This is a genomic window from Arthrobacter sp. B0316-1-20, assembly GCF_059091865.1.
Genome location: NZ_JBNHHC010000047.1, coordinates 14,116 through 30,715, shown reverse-complemented (window position 1 = coordinate 30,715; position 16,600 = coordinate 14,116). Strand labels below are relative to the sequence as shown.

Annotated in this window: 19 protein-coding genes and 2 pseudogenes; 14 read left to right on the top strand and 7 right to left on the bottom strand. The window is 64.9% G+C overall.

The genetic code is table 11. From position 1 onward, the window contains the following. The 7 genes and pseudogenes from AC5RW2_RS35295 to AC5RW2_RS35265 all read left to right on the top strand — a co-directional run. A partial coding sequence (locus AC5RW2_RS35295) for a cytochrome b/b6 domain-containing protein (protein WP_494075061.1) occupies positions 1–811 on the top strand: 811 nt, incomplete at its 5' end. 207 nt (positions 812–1,018) lie between these two features. Continuing rightward, positions 1,019–2,221 carry an acetyl-CoA C-acetyltransferase gene (locus tag AC5RW2_RS35290; RefSeq protein ID WP_494032707.1) on the top strand — a complete coding sequence of 401 codons (1,203 nt, stop codon included), beginning with the start codon at positions 1,019–1,021 and terminating at the stop codon, positions 2,219–2,221. A 17-nt stretch (positions 2,222–2,238) separates the two neighbouring features. After that, the gene (locus AC5RW2_RS35285) at positions 2,239–4,332 is read left to right on the top strand and encodes a 3-hydroxyacyl-CoA dehydrogenase NAD-binding domain-containing protein (protein ID WP_494032711.1); all 2,094 of its coding nucleotides are present in this window, start codon (positions 2,239–2,241) and stop codon (positions 4,330–4,332) included. Between the two features lie 19 nt (positions 4,333–4,351). Then, positions 4,352–4,498, top strand: coding sequence for a hypothetical protein (locus tag AC5RW2_RS35280; RefSeq protein WP_494032708.1), 147 nt, complete (start codon positions 4,352–4,354; stop codon positions 4,496–4,498). Positions 4,499–4,588: 90 nt separating this feature from the next. Beyond that, on the top strand, positions 4,589–4,843 hold the full coding sequence (locus AC5RW2_RS35275) for a hypothetical protein (protein ID WP_494032709.1): 255 nt from the start codon (positions 4,589–4,591) through the stop codon (positions 4,841–4,843). 167 nt (positions 4,844–5,010) lie between these two features. Beyond that, a pseudogene (locus AC5RW2_RS35270) lies at positions 5,011–5,902 on the top strand (IS982 family transposase). A gap of 39 nt (positions 5,903–5,941) precedes the next feature. Further along, a complete protein-coding gene (locus tag AC5RW2_RS35265; protein WP_494002550.1) occupies positions 5,942–6,205 on the top strand; it encodes a hypothetical protein in 264 nt (87 codons plus the stop codon). Positions 6,206–6,223: 18 nt separating this feature from the next. On the opposite strand, the gene AC5RW2_RS35260 is transcribed toward AC5RW2_RS35265, so the two are convergent. The 7 genes from AC5RW2_RS35260 to AC5RW2_RS35230 all read right to left on the bottom strand — a co-directional run bounded on the left by AC5RW2_RS35260 (position 6,224) and on the right by AC5RW2_RS35230 (position 11,900). Beyond that, entirely contained in the window at positions 6,224–6,487 is a 264-nt protein-coding gene (locus tag AC5RW2_RS35260) for a hypothetical protein (RefSeq protein ID WP_493986697.1), read from the bottom strand. Positions 6,488–6,516: 29 nt separating this feature from the next. After that, the gene (locus AC5RW2_RS35255) at positions 6,517–7,551 is read right to left on the bottom strand and encodes a phosphotransferase family protein (protein ID WP_493986696.1); all 1,035 of its coding nucleotides are present in this window, start codon (positions 7,549–7,551) and stop codon (positions 6,517–6,519) included. 133 nt (positions 7,552–7,684) lie between these two features. Then, the gene (locus tag AC5RW2_RS35250; protein ID WP_493986695.1) at positions 7,685–8,311 is read right to left on the bottom strand and encodes a TetR/AcrR family transcriptional regulator; all 627 of its coding nucleotides are present in this window, start codon (positions 8,309–8,311) and stop codon (positions 7,685–7,687) included. 113 nt (positions 8,312–8,424) lie between these two features. Continuing rightward, on the bottom strand, positions 8,425–9,684 hold the full coding sequence (locus AC5RW2_RS35245; RefSeq protein ID WP_493986711.1) for an acyl-CoA dehydrogenase family protein: 1,260 nt from the start codon (positions 9,682–9,684) through the stop codon (positions 8,425–8,427). Between the two features lies 1 nt (position 9,685). Further along, complete coding sequence (locus AC5RW2_RS35240; protein ID WP_494002551.1) at positions 9,686–10,852, bottom strand: CaiB/BaiF CoA transferase family protein; 1,167 nt, start codon at positions 10,850–10,852, stop codon at positions 9,686–9,688. A gap of 338 nt (positions 10,853–11,190) precedes the next feature. Continuing rightward, entirely contained in the window at positions 11,191–11,394 is a 204-nt protein-coding gene (locus AC5RW2_RS35235; protein ID WP_493986690.1) for a hypothetical protein, read from the bottom strand. Continuing rightward, positions 11,388–11,900, bottom strand: coding sequence for a hypothetical protein (locus tag AC5RW2_RS35230; protein ID WP_494075060.1), 513 nt, complete (start codon positions 11,898–11,900; stop codon positions 11,388–11,390). The genes AC5RW2_RS35235 and AC5RW2_RS35230 overlap by 7 nt, the downstream gene beginning before the upstream one ends. Positions 11,901–12,367: 467 nt before the next feature. On the opposite strand from AC5RW2_RS35230, the gene AC5RW2_RS35225 reads away from it, so the two are divergent. The 7 genes and pseudogenes from AC5RW2_RS35225 (at position 12,368) to AC5RW2_RS35195 (ending at position 16,562) form a co-directional block, all read left to right on the top strand. Beyond that, complete coding sequence (locus AC5RW2_RS35225) at positions 12,368–12,841, top strand: Zn-ribbon domain-containing OB-fold protein (protein ID WP_493986692.1); 474 nt, start codon at positions 12,368–12,370, stop codon at positions 12,839–12,841. Between the two features lie 97 nt (positions 12,842–12,938). Further along, positions 12,939–13,379, top strand: a complete 441-nt coding sequence (locus AC5RW2_RS35220; protein WP_494037351.1) for a MaoC family dehydratase — start codon at positions 12,939–12,941, stop codon at positions 13,377–13,379. A 1-nt stretch (position 13,380) separates the two neighbouring features. Then, positions 13,381–13,881 carry a MaoC family dehydratase gene (locus AC5RW2_RS35215; protein ID WP_493986719.1) on the top strand — a complete coding sequence of 167 codons (501 nt, stop codon included), beginning with the start codon at positions 13,381–13,383 and terminating at the stop codon, positions 13,879–13,881. A gap of 29 nt (positions 13,882–13,910) precedes the next feature. After that, positions 13,911–14,639 carry an SDR family NAD(P)-dependent oxidoreductase gene (locus AC5RW2_RS35210; RefSeq protein ID WP_494002552.1) on the top strand — a complete coding sequence of 243 codons (729 nt, stop codon included), beginning with the start codon at positions 13,911–13,913 and terminating at the stop codon, positions 14,637–14,639. A gap of 255 nt (positions 14,640–14,894) precedes the next feature. Next, positions 14,895–15,086, top strand: a pseudogene (locus AC5RW2_RS35205) (IS1634 family transposase N-terminal domain-related protein); the annotation flags it as partial. A 160-nt stretch (positions 15,087–15,246) separates the two neighbouring features. Further along, on the top strand, positions 15,247–15,669 hold the full coding sequence (locus AC5RW2_RS35200; protein ID WP_494032712.1) for a hypothetical protein: 423 nt from the start codon (positions 15,247–15,249) through the stop codon (positions 15,667–15,669). After that, positions 15,666–16,562: an IS1634 family transposase gene (locus AC5RW2_RS35195; protein WP_494032691.1), complete on the top strand. Its 897-nt coding sequence runs from the start codon at positions 15,666–15,668 to the stop codon at positions 16,560–16,562. Before AC5RW2_RS35200 ends, AC5RW2_RS35195 begins: the two co-directional genes overlap by 4 nt. Positions 16,563–16,600 lie beyond the last annotated feature (38 nt).

Genomic DNA, 16,600 nt, shown 5'->3' with positions numbered 1-16,600 from the left:
CTGGTTCCGGGACCTGCCGTTCATGCAGGACTTCCTCACCACCTATCCCGGCGAATACCCCCTGCCTGCGGGCGCGGCCCCCGGGTTCCCCGCGTGGGTGCAGTGGCAGCACTTCTTCAATGTGTTCCTGATGGTGCTGATCATCCGGTCAGGCCTGCAGGTGCGCACCGAGAAACGGCCGGGCGCGTACTGGACGCCGAAGTGGTCAAAGGACGGCAGGGGCAAGATCAGCCTTGCACTGTGGTTCCACCAGTCGCTGGACATCCTGTGGCTGGTCAACGGCGTCATCTTCGTCGTGCTGCTGTTCGTCACCGGGCACTGGATGCGAATCGTGCCGACCAGCTGGGAAGTCTTCCCCAACGCCTTCTCCGCAGCGCTGCAGTATGTATCGTTGGACTGGCCCACCGAGAACGGCTGGGTAAACTACAACAGCCTGCAACAGCTCATGTACTTCCTCACGGTCTTCGTCGCGGCGCCGCTCGCGGCCACCACCGGAGTGCGGATATCGGGGCTGTGGCCGAGGAACGCGAAGACGTTGAGCCGGGTCTACCCGGTCGAGTGGGCCCGGGCGGTCCACTTCCCGGTGATGCTGTACTTCACGGCGTTCATCATCGTGCACGTCGCGCTGGTGTTCGCGACCGGGGCGCTGCGGAACCTGAACCACATGTACGGCGGCACCGACGTGGTGAACTGGGCCGGGTTCTGGATCTTCTTCGCCTCGCTGGCCATCATCGTCGGCGGCTGGATCGCTGCCCGGCCCTTGGTACTCGCCCCGTTCGCGAAGCTCTCCGGCAAGGTCACGGGACGCTGATCATCCGTCTCAGACGACGCAGCCATAAAGCTGCGGGCGCCCGATGGTCACCCGGACCATCAGCTCGCAACGTTATGAGGTGCCTCACCGCTTAGTTGACGACGCATGGAACGCCTCTGACTGAGCGCGCTTCCAACCCATGGCGACTGCAGCCTTCATGCCTGACTGTTGTATCCCTATTTCCGCAGTTTTCCCGAAAGGTAACCCGTGAATCCTAATAGCAGAATTCCTGTCATTCTTGGCGGGGCACGCACCCCCTTTGGACGCTTCCGTGGCGGGCTTGCTTCATTGTCCGCGACCGACCTCGGTTCCCATGCCATCCGTGCGGCCCTGGAGCGTGCCGGGGCCGCCCCGGAGCAAATCGAGGCCGTGATTGTTGGGCAGGTCTATCAGGCGGGCGCCGGGCAGGGTCCGGCGCGGCAGTCGAGCCTGGGCGCGGGCATCGGCTGGGACGTGCCCACTGTCACCGTGAACAAGCTGTGCCTGTCCGGTCTGACGGCGGTGATCGACGCGGCCCGGGTGATCCGGGCGGGGGAGGCTGACTTTGTGGTCGCGGCCGGCCAGGAATCCATGACGAACGCCCCGCACCTGGTCAACGGGCTGCGCGCGGGGGTCACCATCGGGGACACCCCGCTCGTTGACTCGCTCAACCACGACGGGCTGCAGGATCCGTTCAGCGGCGACCTGATGGGGGCCGCGACCGACGCCGGCAACGCCACTCGGGGGATCACCCGCGAAGAGCAGGACCAGGTGGCCGCCCGCTCGCATCAGCGTGCGGAAGCCGCCCGGGCGGCCGGTTTGTTCGATGCGGAAATCGCTCCCCTCACTATCCCGCAGCGCAAAGGACCGTCGCTGGCGGTAGGCAGCGACGAGGGCATCCGTCCCGACACCACAGCACAGGGCCTCTCGGCGCTGAGGCCCGCCTTCTCGACGGCGGAGAACGCCACCATCACTGCCGGTTCCTCCTCCCCGTTGTCAGATGGTGCCGCCGCCGTCGTGATAGCAAGCAAGGCCGCCGCCGAAGCTGCCGGACTGGAATGGATCGCCGAGATCGGTGCTCACGGCCAGACCTCCGGCCCTGACGGTTCCCTGCATTCCCAGCCGTCCCGGGCCATTGAAGCCGCACTCAAACGTGAAGGTTTGAGCGTCGACGATCTGGATCTGATCGAAATTAACGAGGCCTTTGCCTCTGTGGTGATCCAGTCGGCCAATGATCTGGGCATCAACACGGACCGGATCAACGCCGAGGGCGGGGCCATCGCCCTCGGACATCCGGTCGGCGCGTCCGGCGCCCGGCTCGTACTCCACCAGGCGCTCGCCCTTCAACGCGCTGGAAGCGGGACCGGCGTCGTCGCCCTCTGCGGCGGCGGCGGACAGGGCGACGCGCTGATCCTCAAGGCAGCCCAGTGAACGCGGCTGTTTCCGGCATGCCGGCCGGCAACCTCGCCACGTCATTTTCGTCCCTTGAGGAAATCGGGCTGCCCGGCGTGGGGACTTTCGCACTGATCACGCTCAGCGGCCGCGACCGCAAACCGGCCACCTTCGGCCCCGAGTCCCTGAACGAACTCGGCACACTCCTTCGCCACGTAGGGGACCGTGCAGCGGCGGGAGAGTTTGTCGGCGTCGGAATCACGGGGCAGGGCAGAAGTTTGCTGGCCGGCGCGGACCTGACGGCCCTTCGGAGCCTCTCGGACCCGGGCGCCGCCCGGGAAGTTGCCGCCCTTGGTCACGAGGTGTTCGGTATTCTCGCGGCGATGACGGTGCCCACCTTCGCGTTTATCAACGGCGCAGCCATCGGCGGTGGCCTGGAAATCGCCCTCGCCGCCGACTACCGCACGGTCTCCGCAGACGCGAACGGAATCGCCTTGCCCGAGGTGTACCTGGGCCTCGTCCCCGGCTGGGGCGGTGTGTATCGGCTCCCGCGGCTGATCGGCCCGCGCAACGCTGTCAAGGTAATGATTGAGAACGCGCTCAGCAACAACAGGACCCTCAGCGGCACGGCGGCCCACGATTTGGGGATTGCCGACGCCATCTATGAATCAGCCGACTTCCTCGCACAATCCCTCGTCTGGGCGGGCTCGATCATCGCCAACGACCGGCAGGTGATCCAAGCGCTGGCGGCCCGCCGCAGCGAAAAAGCGCACGCCGCCGACGTCGATTGGGACGCCGCCCTCGGGGCGGGCCATGCCTTTCTCACGGCGAGGAACGCCACCAGCACACCCGCGCCGTCCCGCGTGCTGGAACTGCTGGAACGCGGCCGGACCCTAAGCCAGGCCGAATCCGCTGAACTCGAGATCCAGGCGCTCACCGAACTGATCCTGACACCGCAATTCAAGAATTCGGTGTACGCACTCCTGGATCTGCTCCAGCGCCGGTCTAAGAATCCCTCCGGAGCGCCTGATCCGGACCTAGCGCGCCCAGTCCGGAAGGTCGGTGTCGTCGGTGCTGGCCTCATGGCCGGGCAGTTGGCGCTGCTTTTCACCCGGCAACTTCAGGTGCCCGTGGCCCTCACTGACGTCGATCAGGGCCGTGTGGACAAGGGCGTGGAGTACGTCCACGCCGAGGTGGACAAGCTCCTGGCCAGGAAACAGATCTCTGCCGACGACGCCAGGCGCATCAAGACGCTGGTCACCGGCTCCGTCAGCAAGGACGTCTTTGCCGACGCGGACTTCGTCATCGAGGCGGTCTTCGAGGAACTCGCCGTCAAGAAACAGGTCTTTGCAGAGGTCGAGGAGGTGGTCTCAAAAGAGTGCATCCTCGCCACCAACACCTCCTCCCTGTCCGTCACGGACATGGCTTCGGACCTGCTGCATCCCGAACGGGTGATCGGGTTCCACTTCTTCAACCCCGTGGCCGTCATGCCTTTGGTGGAAATCGTTCCGGCGCCCAGGACCAGCAAGGAAGCCTTGGCTACAGCGTTTGTTCTAGGTAAGGCCCTGAAGAAGACCACAGTGCTGACCGGGGACGCCACCGCCTTCGTGGTCAACCGCGTCCTTGTGCGGCTGATGGGTGAAGTCATCCAAGCTTTCGACCAAGGCACTCCGGCCGACGTTGCGGACAACGCCCTCAAACCCATGGGCCTGCCCATGACACCGTTCACCCTTCTGGCTATGGTCGGCATTCCGGTGTATCAGCATGTCAGTGAGTCCCTGCATGCAGCCTTTGGTGACCGATTCCCTGTCTCGGCGAATCTGCAGACGCTGGTTGACAAGGGGATCAAGGGGATCTGGGCCACTAACGACGACGGCCTTCGGCCCATACCGCAATCCACCCTGGACGCGTTGGAGTTCGGCACCACACCATCCACCTCGGAAGAGGTGCTGGAACGTGTTCACCGCGCCCTGGCAGAGGAGATCTGGCTACTGCTGGACGAAGGCGTCGTCGCCGCTCCCGAAGACGTGGACCTCTGCATGATCACCGGAGCCGGCTGGCCCCTCCACCTGGGCGGAATCACCCCCTACCTGGACCGGACTGGAGCCTCCGCAAGGGTCAACGGCAAGACATTCCACCCGGACCTATGAGTGGCTCTACAAGGGCAGCTTGGACTACGCGAACCAAGCGCGCTGGGGTCTGCAGTTCGCCAACCAGGCCGTCCAGGCGCAGTCTAACCTCGACCCGATCTGGACCGCGCCGGCCCAGCCGGTCCCGAAGGGAGTGGCAACCGTCCTTGAACAGAAGTACGGATAGGTCGCCTTCCCGGAGCGTCCGCTGTTCGTAGGCTTCATTGACGATCTGCAGAGCCTCGACCTGATCCGCGACGGCAAGATGGACGCACTCGTGGCGTACCCCATCGATGTCCCGTCCTGGATCGTCATGGACCAGCTGGCCCAGTCGTTCTCCCGAGATGGCGTCAAGGTCGATCCGGATGCTGCGATCAAGAACAAGGACGTCTACGGGACCGAGATGGCCAGCGTCTCCGTCGTGACGAAGGAAAACGTTCCAGCGAAGGGGACGTACGCCCCGTCGCCGGTGGACGTGACGTCCTTCTTCACCACCAAGTGGAACGCCGAGTTCGGCACCGACGCTCCGTAGCTGAGACGTGTTCACGCCGGCCCAGGGGTCGCCGTGAACACGTACCCGACGCCTGCGAGGCACGCGAGCGTCGTAGCTGTTGCACCGCCTCTAGATGAGTAAGTCCTATTGGCAGGCCGGGGCGTGGCCGCTTTTGAAGTGAGGCGGAGAGTGTTTAAGTCTCGTATGTGAACCCAAAACTGAACACTCTCCTGACCACACTGTACGTGGTCCTGACCGATCAGGTCCTGCCGGATCTGGGTGTTTCCCGTGACCGGCGGCCCGGGCGCCGGCCGGTCCTGTCCGATGCGGAGCTGCTGTGCCTGGCGGTGGCCCAGCACCTGCTCGGCTATTCCTCGGAAACCAGGTGGGTCCGTTACGCCCGCACGCATCTGCGGAAGATGTTCCCCGGTATCCCGCCCGAGTCCGGCTACAACAAACGCATCCGGGCCGCCGGACCGCTGATCGCCGCGATCACCGCGTTGGCCCGGGATACTCCGTCCTGGCACGAGATCCTGCGCCTGGTCGATTCCACCCCGGTCCCGTGCGACCAGTCCAGGGAAACCGTCAAGCGCTCGGACCTGGCCGGCCAGGCCGGCTACGGCTACTGCGCCTCGCACTCCCGGTTCTTCTGGGGTTTCCGGCTCTACCTGATCAGCACGCCGGAGGGCATGCCCGTCATCTGGGCACTGGCGAACCCGAAGAGCGGTGAACGCGAAGTCACCCGGGCGCTGCTGGAACGAGACCACCGGCTCGTTCAGGAAGGACAGGTCATCCTCGGCGACAAAGGCTTCGCCGGCCGGGAGTTCGAGCGGTTCATCAGTGAGGAACCCGGCGCCCGCCTGATCCGCCCGGACCGCAGGGACGAAAAGCCCCGCTTCGGTGGCATCCGGCAGTGGATCGAGTCCGTCTTCGACAGCCTCAAAGGCCAGCTCGGTCTCCGAACAGCACGGCGGACGGACCCTCGCCGGCGTCTACGCCAAAGTCGGCGCGAAGCTCCTCGCCCTGGCCGCAGGAATCCGGCACAACTGGCGCATCAACGCACCGCGCAAACGCTCACTCATCGCCTACGACCACTGAATCCAATAGGAATTAATCATCTAGTTCCCGTCGAGAGCGATGAACACCGGTCTTCGTGCCCGGGCCATCTCATTGGAGACACCTCATGACCATGACCGACAATCCCCCGCCCGCGAGCACGTCGAAGAACGTCAGGGCTCATCGACGCTGCGCACCGTCCTGAACCCCGGACCCCACTGGGGGATGATCGTCGCCCTGGTTGGGCTCATCGTGGTGTTCAGCGCCTTGAGGCCCGATTCCTTCGCGACATTCCACACGGCCAAGTCGAGGCTCTATCTTGCTTCGCCCCTGCTCCGGTCCTGAGACGGCGCGCCTGATGTTCTAGTCGGTGGACTCGATCTCGACGTGAGCACGCAGGCGTCCCTGGCCGTCGACCCATCCCTTGCTGGTCGCGTACGCCACCATGCCGTCGAGTTTCTCCTGCCATGACGTGTCGTCGTCGGCTCCGGCCAAGGTCACCAAGCTGTCAGCCGAGATCCATGAATGAGCGGGAGTTGCCAGTACGACTCGGAAACTGGTGAAGTCGTCCTGCTCGTGCAGCTCGACTGCAGGCGGGACGAGGGTTGTGTCCACGCGAATGTACATGGATGCTCCTGTTCGAAGGGTCGGTGCGCCTAGGCGAGGATGGTCAGTCCGTGCTCGAACAGCGGACGGATGGACGATGCGAGGGTGTCGTACAACGGATCGGGCCGACGACCAGTGCGGTGCAGCCGGAGATTGAACGCCACGATCGCAGCGAATCGGTACTCGGCCAGCGCCCTGAACCAGTCGAAGGATTCCACCTCGTGGCCGCGGGCCTGTGCGTACCAGTCATGGATGTCCTTCGGCCGGGCCTTGATCCTGAGCCTGTCCCGGTGTTCGGACCCCCACGGCTGTGGATCGGTCATCATGGCGAGCCAAGCGACATCAAGTCCTTGCAAACCGATCCCGGCGATCTCCCAGTCGATGACAGCTTGCACGGTCCCTGAGCCGTCGTACAAGACGTTGTTGGTCTGGAAGTCGCCGTGGAACAAGCCGATGCTCGGCTGCGCGGGTGCCGTGGCGCTTAGTCTCTCACGAAGCCGCAAGGCCAGCTCGGCGTCTGCTGGATCCGCTGCCTTCTCGACCAGCGCCCACCACCGTTCCAGCTCGTGCTCGATGCCGGTGGGCGCAGCCCAGCCGGGCAGCTCCGCCTGCCAATCGACGCGGTGCACATCGGCCAGGACCGCCGCGGCCCGCTGGAGTAGCGGCTGGGCACCCGATGACGGGATGTCGGCGCTGGACGCCGCATCAAGGAGATGCAGTGGGTGTGCGGGCAGTAGTCGTTGTGCGAGAGCATCGGTTCCGAACCACTGAGGGTCGTCCGAGTGCCAGAGAACGGGCGCCACCGGCACCTCAGCCCGTTCGAGCGCTTGCAACAGCGGCACTTGGCGCAGCACGTCGGTGTTGATCGATCGGCGCACTCCCGGCGGTGCAAGACGCAGAACCACCGCATCGATTGCGCGGCCGGCGCCATCGTTGACCTGGAACCCGAAGCTGAGTCCTGAGTTCCCCGGCATTGGCTTGATGCCCGACGCGGCAGCGCCGCTGGGATACCGGTCCGCGATCCAACGGTCGACGGCGTCGACCAGGTTGACGTCGCCAACGCTGATTCGCTCTGAGACGGACACGCTCACTCCTTCTTTGTTTGTCTTCGTGGGCTCGATCAATCTCCCGTATGGCTGGCAGCGACGGAAGCAGTGCTGCAATCAGATCCACCCGACCGGGCTCGACCGGCCGAGTTGTCCTCGATGGCGACAGGGATCACGCGGGCTGGGTCCGGCCGACAGCTTCTGCGATGGCGGTCTCGGCCGTTCCCATCCCACGCAGACCTGTCTCGACGAACGCCGTGACCACGTCCTCCGCCGTGTTCCGGCCGCCTTCGCGGAACCACTCGTTCGTCCAGTTGAGCATTCCCAGTAGCCCGAGAGCGAGAAGGTGTGGATCGATCGTAGACGTGAACACGCCGTCGTCCTGACCGCTCCGGATCAGGTCCTCAACGTAGCGCGAGTATTCACGACGACGTTTCGCCACCACCTCGTACTGCTCGGGCTCCAAGGACTTCATGTCGTGCAGATAGACACGGAACTTGATTCCCTCGCGAAACAGGAGCTCGAGATGGGCCCGGATGAAGCCCGCCAGCTGGACGGCTGGGCCGCCCTCGATGGCCCGCACCTGCGCTAGGGTCTCGGCGCTGGCGGCGTCGGCCAGCTCGGCCACAGCGAAAAGCAGGTCATGCTTGGTCTTGATGTAGTGGTACAGGCTCCCCTTCAGGATCCCGACGGCGTCAGCGACGTCCTGAACAGTGGTTGCCTCATATCCCTTGTCGTGGAAGATGACGGCGGCGGCTTCGACCACCTCGTTCCAGCGGCCTTGGGGCTTGTCATTCATAGGGGCTCGTTTTCGTCCTCGTCGTGGCATCGATGGAACCCACACTACCTTCCACCAAACACTTGGTGCTACAGCCCCGCCGCCGCTCCATGCTCCAGGAGATTGCTGGGGCGTCAGCGCGCGACGGGCGTCAGCCGCTCAACGTTCTCCCGCGCTTCGCGTTGCCGTTTCAGCTCGCGGCGGCCCAGACCTGCTTTGTGAGCCTCGTCCGGTCCGTCCGCGAGGCGCAAGGTCCGCGTCTGCGCCCAGATGGCCGCAAGCGGGAACTCCTGACTGACACCGCCGCCGCCGTGAACCTGGATCGCCTTGTCGAGCACCCATTCGGCCATCGAAGGAACGAGGACCTTGATCGCTTGGATCTCCGTGTGCGCCTCGCGGTTGCCGACCTCGTCCATAAGCCATGCGGTTTTGAGAACGAGTAGACGTGCCTGCTCGATCCGGATCCGCGCCTCGGCGATCCAGTCGCGGATCACTCCTTGGTCAGAGACCGGGCCTCCGAATGTCCGGCGGGAGTCGGCACGGGCGCACATCAGCTCCAGAGCCCGCTCAGCCATTCCGATCGCTCGCATGCAGTGGTGGATACGACCGGGTCCGAGTCGTGCCTGGGAGATGGCGAATCCATCGCCCTCTCCGCCGATCAGGTTCTCCGCCGGCACGCGCACCTGATCGAACTCGACCCTCGCGTGTCCGCCGTGGGCGGCGTCGTCGTAGCCAAACACGCTCAGGTGCCGCGTCACAGTGACGCCAGGAGTATTGATGGGTACCAGGATCATCGACTGCTGCCTGTGGCGAGGTCCGTCCGGGTCCGTCTTGCCCATCACGATCAGGATCTTGCACAGTGGACTCAGCGCACCCGTGATCCACCATTTGCTTCCGTTGATGACGTAGTCGTCGCCGTCGCGGGTGATCAGGGTCGAGATGTTGGATGCGTCCGACGAGGCCACGTCCGGTTCAGTCATGGCGAATGCGGAACGAATCTGGCCGTCCAGCAGCGGATCGAGCCACTGGGCCTTCTGCTCTGCGGTGCCGAAGTGTGCGAGAAGCTCCATGTTGCCTGTGTCCGGTGCGGAGCAGTTCATCGCCTCGGGTGCCAGCAGTGGGCTGCGACCACTGATCTCGGCCAACGGGGCGTACTCCGTTGTGGTCAGCTCACCACCGATGTTGCGGGTGAGGAACAGGTTCCACAGTCCTCGCGAACGTGCCTCGGTCTTGAGCTCGTCCATGATCGGCCGGGGTGCCCACGGCGTGCCCGCGGCCGCGAGCTCAAGCGACTGTCGTTCGAGCACCTCCTCGGCCGGGTAGACGAACTCGGCCATGAAGTCGCGGAGCGTCTTCGCCAACTCTTCGGACTTGGGGGGCAGTGCGAAATCCACGTCAAATTCCTTCTGTGATGTTCTGGACGACGGCGCCGTCGGCGACGAGCCGATCAATGTCCTCGGGGTTGAGCCCCAGCTCGGCCAGGACGCTGCGGGTGGAACTGCCAGGAGCTTCGGCTGGGGCGCCGGCTAGGCCGGGCGTGCGGGAGAATCGGGGGGCCGGCGCGGGCTGGAACCCACCCGATGCCTTCAGGTGTGTCTCGCGCGCACTCAGGTGGGGATGAAGGGGGGCTTCTGTCAAGGTCAGAACCGGGGCCACGCACGCATCGACGCCCTCGAGCAGGTCAGTCCACTCGGCTTGGGTCCTGCTGCCAAAGGTCTTCGCCAAGAGTGTTCGCAACTCCGGCCATGTGCTCTTGTCCCACTGCGTATCGGGATCGACCGGCAGTTCCATGTGTGCCACGCACGTCCGCCAGAACTTCGGCTCGAGGGCGGCAACGGCCATGTATCGACCGTCCGCGCACTCGTACGTGTCATAGAAAGGGGTGCCGCCGTCGAGCACGTTGCTCCCGCGCTCCAAGTTCCACTGTCCGGAGTTGAGCATGGAGAAGACCGACGAGAGCAGATACGTGGTTCCGTCGATCATGGACGCATCGATGACCTGGCCTCGACCGCTGCCCGCTCGCTCGAACAGGCCTGCAAGGACCCCGATCACCGCGAAGGCGCCACCTCCACCGAAGTCCGAGATCAGATTCAGGGGCGGCACTGGCTTGCGGCCCGGTTCGCCGATCGCGTCGAGCGCCCCGCTCAATGCGGTGTACGTGAGGTCGTGGCCGGCGCGGGCAGCGAGAGGCCCTTCCTGCCCCCACCCAGTGCACCGAACGTAGACGAGCCGTGGGTTGACCTTGGAGCAGTCCGAGGGTCCGACGCCGAGGCGTTCGCTCACTCCGGGCCGGTGACCTTCCAGAAGCACGTCGACCTCGGCGCAGAGGTCGAGGATCAGATCACGCCCGGACGGCTTGGTCAGGTCCACGCAGATTGAGCGTCGGCCGCGGTGCAGTATCTCGTCCTCGGCGTCGAAGATTTCCGCCCCTGATGGCGGCCGATCGACGCGAATCACGTCGGCCCCGAGATCCGCCAGCATGGTCGCCGCGAACGGCACGGGTCCTAGGGCGGCCAGTTCGATGACGCGAAGCCCCGCCAGCGGTCCTTGCTTGTTTGGCATTGGATCTCCTCTTGCGTCTCAGACAACCAAATGATCGGTTGAATCACCCTAGCAGGCAACTGGCCCTGACGGCTACATCTCGTCCCGCTCGATGGTGACGCGGGGCATTGTGGGGACTCTATGGTGCCGAGCGCTTTGCGGCTCCTGCGGACGGCCGGGTGCTGTGCGGGATGCAATAGGGCCCGGGGGATCATGTCAAGATGCCCGCGTAGATTGATTCGTGGAATCATTTGATTTTGCCCGCATGACAGGTTGGGGTCGTCCGCCTTGTTTTGCTGTTGTCAGGATGAGCAGTTCGGCGCAGAGGGCCTGGACCTGGCGCTGGATGGCTGCCGGGTTCAGGGGCGTGTTTTCCTTGTCAGTCTGGTCCTGACGGCCTTGCGGACGGTGCCGGCATCCGTGATCATCCGCCGGTACGGCGTGGCCGGAGCGCCGTATTTCTTGCTGACCTTCGCCTCGTTTCTGACCTTTTCGATGAGCTTCTGCTGGGGTGCGAAGTGGTTGGCCGGCAGCCGCTGCAGCGCCCGGATCCGGTTCAGCAAGTCCAGAGCCGTTGCCCCGGGCCGATGCCCAGGATCGGGAACGGGAACCGCGCGGTGGCCTCCTTGAGCGCGGCGAACACCCATTTCTGGGCCTTGTTCTTCACCGAGACGGTCTCGGTCCAGCCGGTCGCGATGTCGGTGATATAGAGGGTAAAGCAGAACTCGCCCTTGCTGTTGCCGCCTTCGTGGCCGACCAGATCGATCTCCATGAACCCGGGATTGGCATCGTTCCACTCGGCCCAGGTACGCATCGGAATCGAGTCCTTGAGCAGCGTCCCGGGTTTGGTATGCGAGCGTCCCCGCGGATCCGGTTTTGCCCGATCGGCCTTGAGCCGGCGGTCGATCGTTGCCGGGGCGATCTTCAGCAGCAACTCCGCGGTCGCGTCATCGATCCGCAGTTCCTCAAACCGGCGCAGGCGCGGCACCAGGTCCGGCAGCGCCGCCGCGAGCAGCCGCCCGCACGGGATGCCCTGGACGGCCCGGCAGAACCGCAGCGCCTCGATCACCGGCTCCGGGTAGAGCGGCGGCCGCGGTTTGACAGGTTTGAGCACCAATGACTGCCGCAGCGCCCTGCGTGCGTGGTCCCGGTGTCAGCCCGTCAACGCGCACAACTCGTCCAGGATGGCCTTCTTGGCCGCCCGGTCCGACCGGGCATACCGGAGAGCAGTGGTTTTGGTGACAGCCCTGCGTTCACCCATCGACAGCTCCATGCTCAGCATGCCGGGCCGACGGACGCCGCCCCGGCAGACACGCCGCTACGCGGGCAACCTCAAATGATTCTTCGATAGCAGCTGCGCGGGCATCTTTGATGAGTCAACGCGTAGGGTTGACTCGTCGCAGGCCTTCTGCGAAGATCAACCAATCGACCGGTTGATTTTCGGCGATGTGAACGGCATGTTGCGCGAACAGTGTCGTCCACCATGAACCCACTCGCGCCGGACGGGAATACCCGAGAAATGGAGCAGCTCGCACAGTGTCTACGAATCATTCCGTGATTGCCTCCTGCGACCTAGCGGGCGGCGGGACCGGCCTCGCTGAACAGTTCCGGTCTCTCACTGCCGACGAGCGGCGGGTTCTCGCCCAGGTGTGCGCCTGGTGCGACCACGCGCAGTTCCCCCCGATGCTGGCGTGCAGCAGCTGCCACTCGATGGACCTGAACTGGTGCGACGTCGGCGGCGATGCAACGGTGACAAGCTGGGTCACTGTCACCGGCGGTGAGGCCACGCCCGGTTACTCCGTGCCCAGAAGGCTTCTGGATCACATGCCGTATGCGACGGTCTTCGTCCAGCCGAACCTGATCGAGGAGAGCTTCCACATTCCGACCCTGATGACCGGACCCGACGTGGCGGATCTTCGCCCCGGGCTGCCGGTAAGGACGATTATCGCGGATGTCACCGGATCACCCGTGGCCACGGTCGAGCCGGTGGAAGCGGTTCGATCTTCCTGAACGAAGCCGCTCTGACCGGATGGTCTGGGCACGCAGCATGATCGTGGCTTGGCTCTCGTGGGCCAGGCCGAAGTGAGCTGCCGAGGAGAGGATTGAGATGAAGGTCTGGTTCGACGACTACGAGCAGGGTGAGACCATCCGTAGCCCGTACTTGAAGATTCGTGGAGATGGGGTGCGCGCCTACGCGAGCTACACCCACGATCTTCGGCCATTGCTCATGAGCAGCCCGGAGGACGATGCTCCGGAGCGTTTCGTGCCCCCGTTGTACACGCTCGCGGTCGGCATGTGTCTGTTGCAGCAGGCCCCCGGACGATCGTTCCTCCCAGAGAAGCTCGTGGCGTTCCTCCAGTTCGACTTCGTGGAGTTCCGCAACGAGCTGAACGTCGGAGACGTCATCTACAGTGCGGCGGTGGTCGAGGACCTCATTCCCAAGGGTAAGCGTGGCGAGATCGTGTTCTCGCATTCGACGTTCAACCAGCGTGACGAGGTCATCGTTTCGACGCGTTACGGCATGCTCGCGGAACGGAAGGGCGAATAGCATGAAGGATTACCTTGAGGACTACGCAGTCGGTGAATCGGCCAGCACCTCTGGGCGGACCATGTCCGAAGCGGACTTCCTAACGTGGGGCAGCATCGAGCACGACTTCCCCGCAATCCACTTCGACGCGCACGCGATGGCATCTTCCAGATCGGGCCAGCGCATCGCGGCCGGCTTCATCGAGATGGCCCTCTCGGTGGGTATGTTCGCACAGCACGACTGGAACTGGTATTGGCCGACCGGCGCAGTGGCCACCGTCAGGTGGGACGAGTTGCGATTCACCAAGACCTTGCACATCGGTGACACCATCTATTGCCATCGTGAGATCGCCGACGCGATCGTCGAGGACGATGCGTTCGGCATCTTGGTTCACGCCGTGGAGGTGCGCAACCAGGACGGCGACCTGCTGGCCTGCGGACGAGAGAGCATTCGCGTGCGTCGGCGTCCCAGCACCCATGCAGCCGATGGCGAGGCCGCAGCGACTCCGGCGGCAGTCAAATGACGCCCCGCGCGACGGGCCGCGTCGTCGTCGTGACAGGAGGTAGCCGTGGCATCGGCCGCGAGCTTTGTCGAGCCTTCGCGTCGGACGGCGACACGGTCGTCGTCGCGAGCCGTAACGGACAGGCGTGCGAAGAGCTCGCGACATCGTTGCAGGACGAGTTCGGGGTGCTCGCGCTGGGCATCGGGTGTCACGTCGGGCGATGGAACGACTGCGACTTGCTGATCGAGCGGGTTCTCGCCGAATTCGGACGCATCGACGTCCTGATCAACAATGCGGGCATGTCGCCGCTATACTCCTCGCTGGTAGACGTCAGCGAGGAGCTGTACGACAAGGTCTTGGCGGTGAACCTACGCGGAGCGTTCAGGATCGCCACCCTCGCGGCGAAAGCCATGGCGGACGCGGACGGAGGTTCGATCATCAACGTCTCGAGCGTGACCTCCATCCAGGCCAGCCCGATGGAGCTGCCGTACGCGATGGCGAAGGCCGGTGTCAACGCACTCACGGTCGGACTGGCACGTGCTCACGCGCCGGCCGTGCGTGTCAACACGGTCATGCCTGGCCCCATCAGGACCGACGTGTCGGAGAACTGGCCCCCGGAGCTGTGGGAACGGCTGTCGTCGAAGGAGACCCTGCCGATGGGACGCACCGGCGAGATTGGCGAAGTCATCGGCGCCGTCCGCTACCTGGCCGGTCCCGATTCATCGTTCACGACCGGGTCCACCATCCGGGTGGACGGCGGACTCGTGTGGTCGGCATGACCACCGCTCGGGGCGACAACCAGCAATACAGCAGAATCTGATTCATCACAACCACTACCTGAACCGGCCCGGGTTCTGTAGGGGACTGTTTTCCGAGGAGGACGACAGTATGCCTAGGCCGAAGTTACGAGGGGCTGATCGCTCTGGTTCCTAGTGGTTCCGGGCGGTCAGCCCTCTTTTGTACCACCGTTTGTAGCCACTAAATTATTGGCGTGCCGTCCGAGTTATGCGGGTGGACAGGTCTGCTCTTGTGGCATGGCGAAATCGCAGCAGGCCGTGCACGTAGCCCGGACGAAGTCGCGGCGGGTGAACAAGGCCGGCGAAACGGTCGAGTACGAGTCGGTGCTGCTGCGCCGGACCTACCGGGACGGGGGCAAGGTCAAGCACGAGACGCTGGCGAACCTCGCAGCCCTGCCCGACCAGGCGGTCGAGGACCTGCGTGCGTCGCTGGCCGGCAAGACGCTGATCGAGGCGACTGCCGGGCTGGAGATCGTCCGGTCGCTGCCGGCCGGGCATGTTGACGCGGTCACCCGGATGGCCAGGGGACCGGGGTTCGAGGCAATGCTCGGACCGGCCTGCCGTCAACGCGAGATCCGGCCTGGGCCCTGTGTCCACGGACGAGGCCTATGCCGCGATGGACTGGCTGCTCGCCCGGCAGGAGGGCATCGAGAAGAAACTGGCCCGCCGCTGGCTCGGCGCCGAAGCCAACCCGCGGAAGCTGGCGCTGTTTGATCTGTCCTCATCCTGGGTGACCGGGCACCACAATCCGCTGGCCGCCCGCGGCTATTCACGGGACCGGAAGAAGGGCGTCGAGCAGATCGAATACGGCATGCTCGCCACCCGGGACGGAGTCCCGGTCGCGGTCCGGGTCGTGCCCGGCAACACCGCGGACCCGGCGGCTTTCACGAGGATTGCCGGGCAGATCAAGGACCTGGCCGGGGTCGAGGAGATGGTCATGGTCGGAGACCGCGGCATGGTCACTACGCCCGCATCCGGGCTCTGCAGGAAACAGGCGGCCTGGGCTGGGTGACCTGCCTGCGCGCCCCGGCGATCCAGGACCTGGCCGCCGACGACGGCCCGCTGCAGATGAGCCTGTTCGATACCCAGGACCTGGCCGAAATCGCCCACCCGGACTACCCCGGCGAACGCCTCATCGCCTGCCGCAATCCCGCCCTGGCCGAAGATCGGGCCCGCAAACGGGCCGAACTGCTCACCGCGACCGAGGCCGAACTGGCCAAAATCGAGGCGTCCGTGGCCGCCGGGCGCATCACGGGAGCCGGGAAGATCGGCATCCGGGCCGGCAGGAGCGTCGACAAATACAAGATGGCAAAACACTTCATCCTCACCGTGGAGGACAACTCCTTCGCCTACGCCCGCGACGAGGCCTCGATCACCACCGAGGCGGACCTCGACGGCATCTACGTCATCCGCACCAGCGTCCCGGCGGAGACCATGGACGCGGCGGAGACCGTGCGGGTCTATAAGTCCCTGGCGAACGTGGAGAAGATCTTCAAGTCCCTCAAATCCGTGGACCTGCGCATCCGCCCGATCCACCACCGCACCGAGGACCGCACCCGCGCCCACGTCTTCCTCTGCCTGCTCGCCGGGCACCTGACCTGGCACCTGCGCCAAGCCTGGGCGCCGCTGACCTACACCGACGAGCACCGGCCCGTCGCCGAGAACCCGGTCACCGCCGCGACCCGCTCCGACAAAGCGCAGGCCAAAGCATCCAAACGTGTCCTGGCCGACGGGACCCCCGCCCACAGCTTCCGCTCCCTCCTCGGACATCTGGCCACGCGCACGCGAAACACCCTGCGCCCGCCCGGCACCGAGAAAACCTTCGAACTCACTGCCCTGCCCACCCCCGCCCAACGCCAGGCCCTCGAACTGATCGACCGCTACATCGAAAACATCGCGAAGTAGCCAGACAACAACCACGCAGAAACGCCGGAATCCCCGCC

What these genes read in the sequence shown, in the direction of transcription:
- AC5RW2_RS35250 (WP_493986695.1), bottom strand. Translation starts at nt 8,311, where the DNA reads ATGAATGACAAGCCCCAAGGCCGCTGGAACGAGGTGGTCGAAGCCGCC.
- AC5RW2_RS35215 (WP_493986719.1), top strand. Translation starts at nt 13,381, where the DNA reads ATGAAGGATTACCTTGAGGACTACGCAGTCGGTGAATCGGCCAGCACC.
- AC5RW2_RS35285 (WP_494032711.1), top strand. Translation starts at nt 2,239, where the DNA reads ATGCCGGCCGGCAACCTCGCCACGTCATTTTCGTCCCTTGAGGAAATC.
- AC5RW2_RS35260 (WP_493986697.1), bottom strand. Translation starts at nt 6,487, where the DNA reads ATGTACATTCGCGTGGACACAACCCTCGTCCCGCCTGCAGTCGAGCTG.
- AC5RW2_RS35240 (WP_494002551.1), bottom strand. Translation starts at nt 10,852, where the DNA reads ATGCCAAACAAGCAAGGACCGCTGGCGGGGCTTCGCGTCATCGAACTG.
- AC5RW2_RS35220 (WP_494037351.1), top strand. Translation starts at nt 12,939, where the DNA reads ATGAAGGTCTGGTTCGACGACTACGAGCAGGGTGAGACCATCCGTAGC.
- AC5RW2_RS35265 (WP_494002550.1), top strand. Translation starts at nt 5,942, where the DNA reads ATGAACACCGGTCTTCGTGCCCGGGCCATCTCATTGGAGACACCTCAT.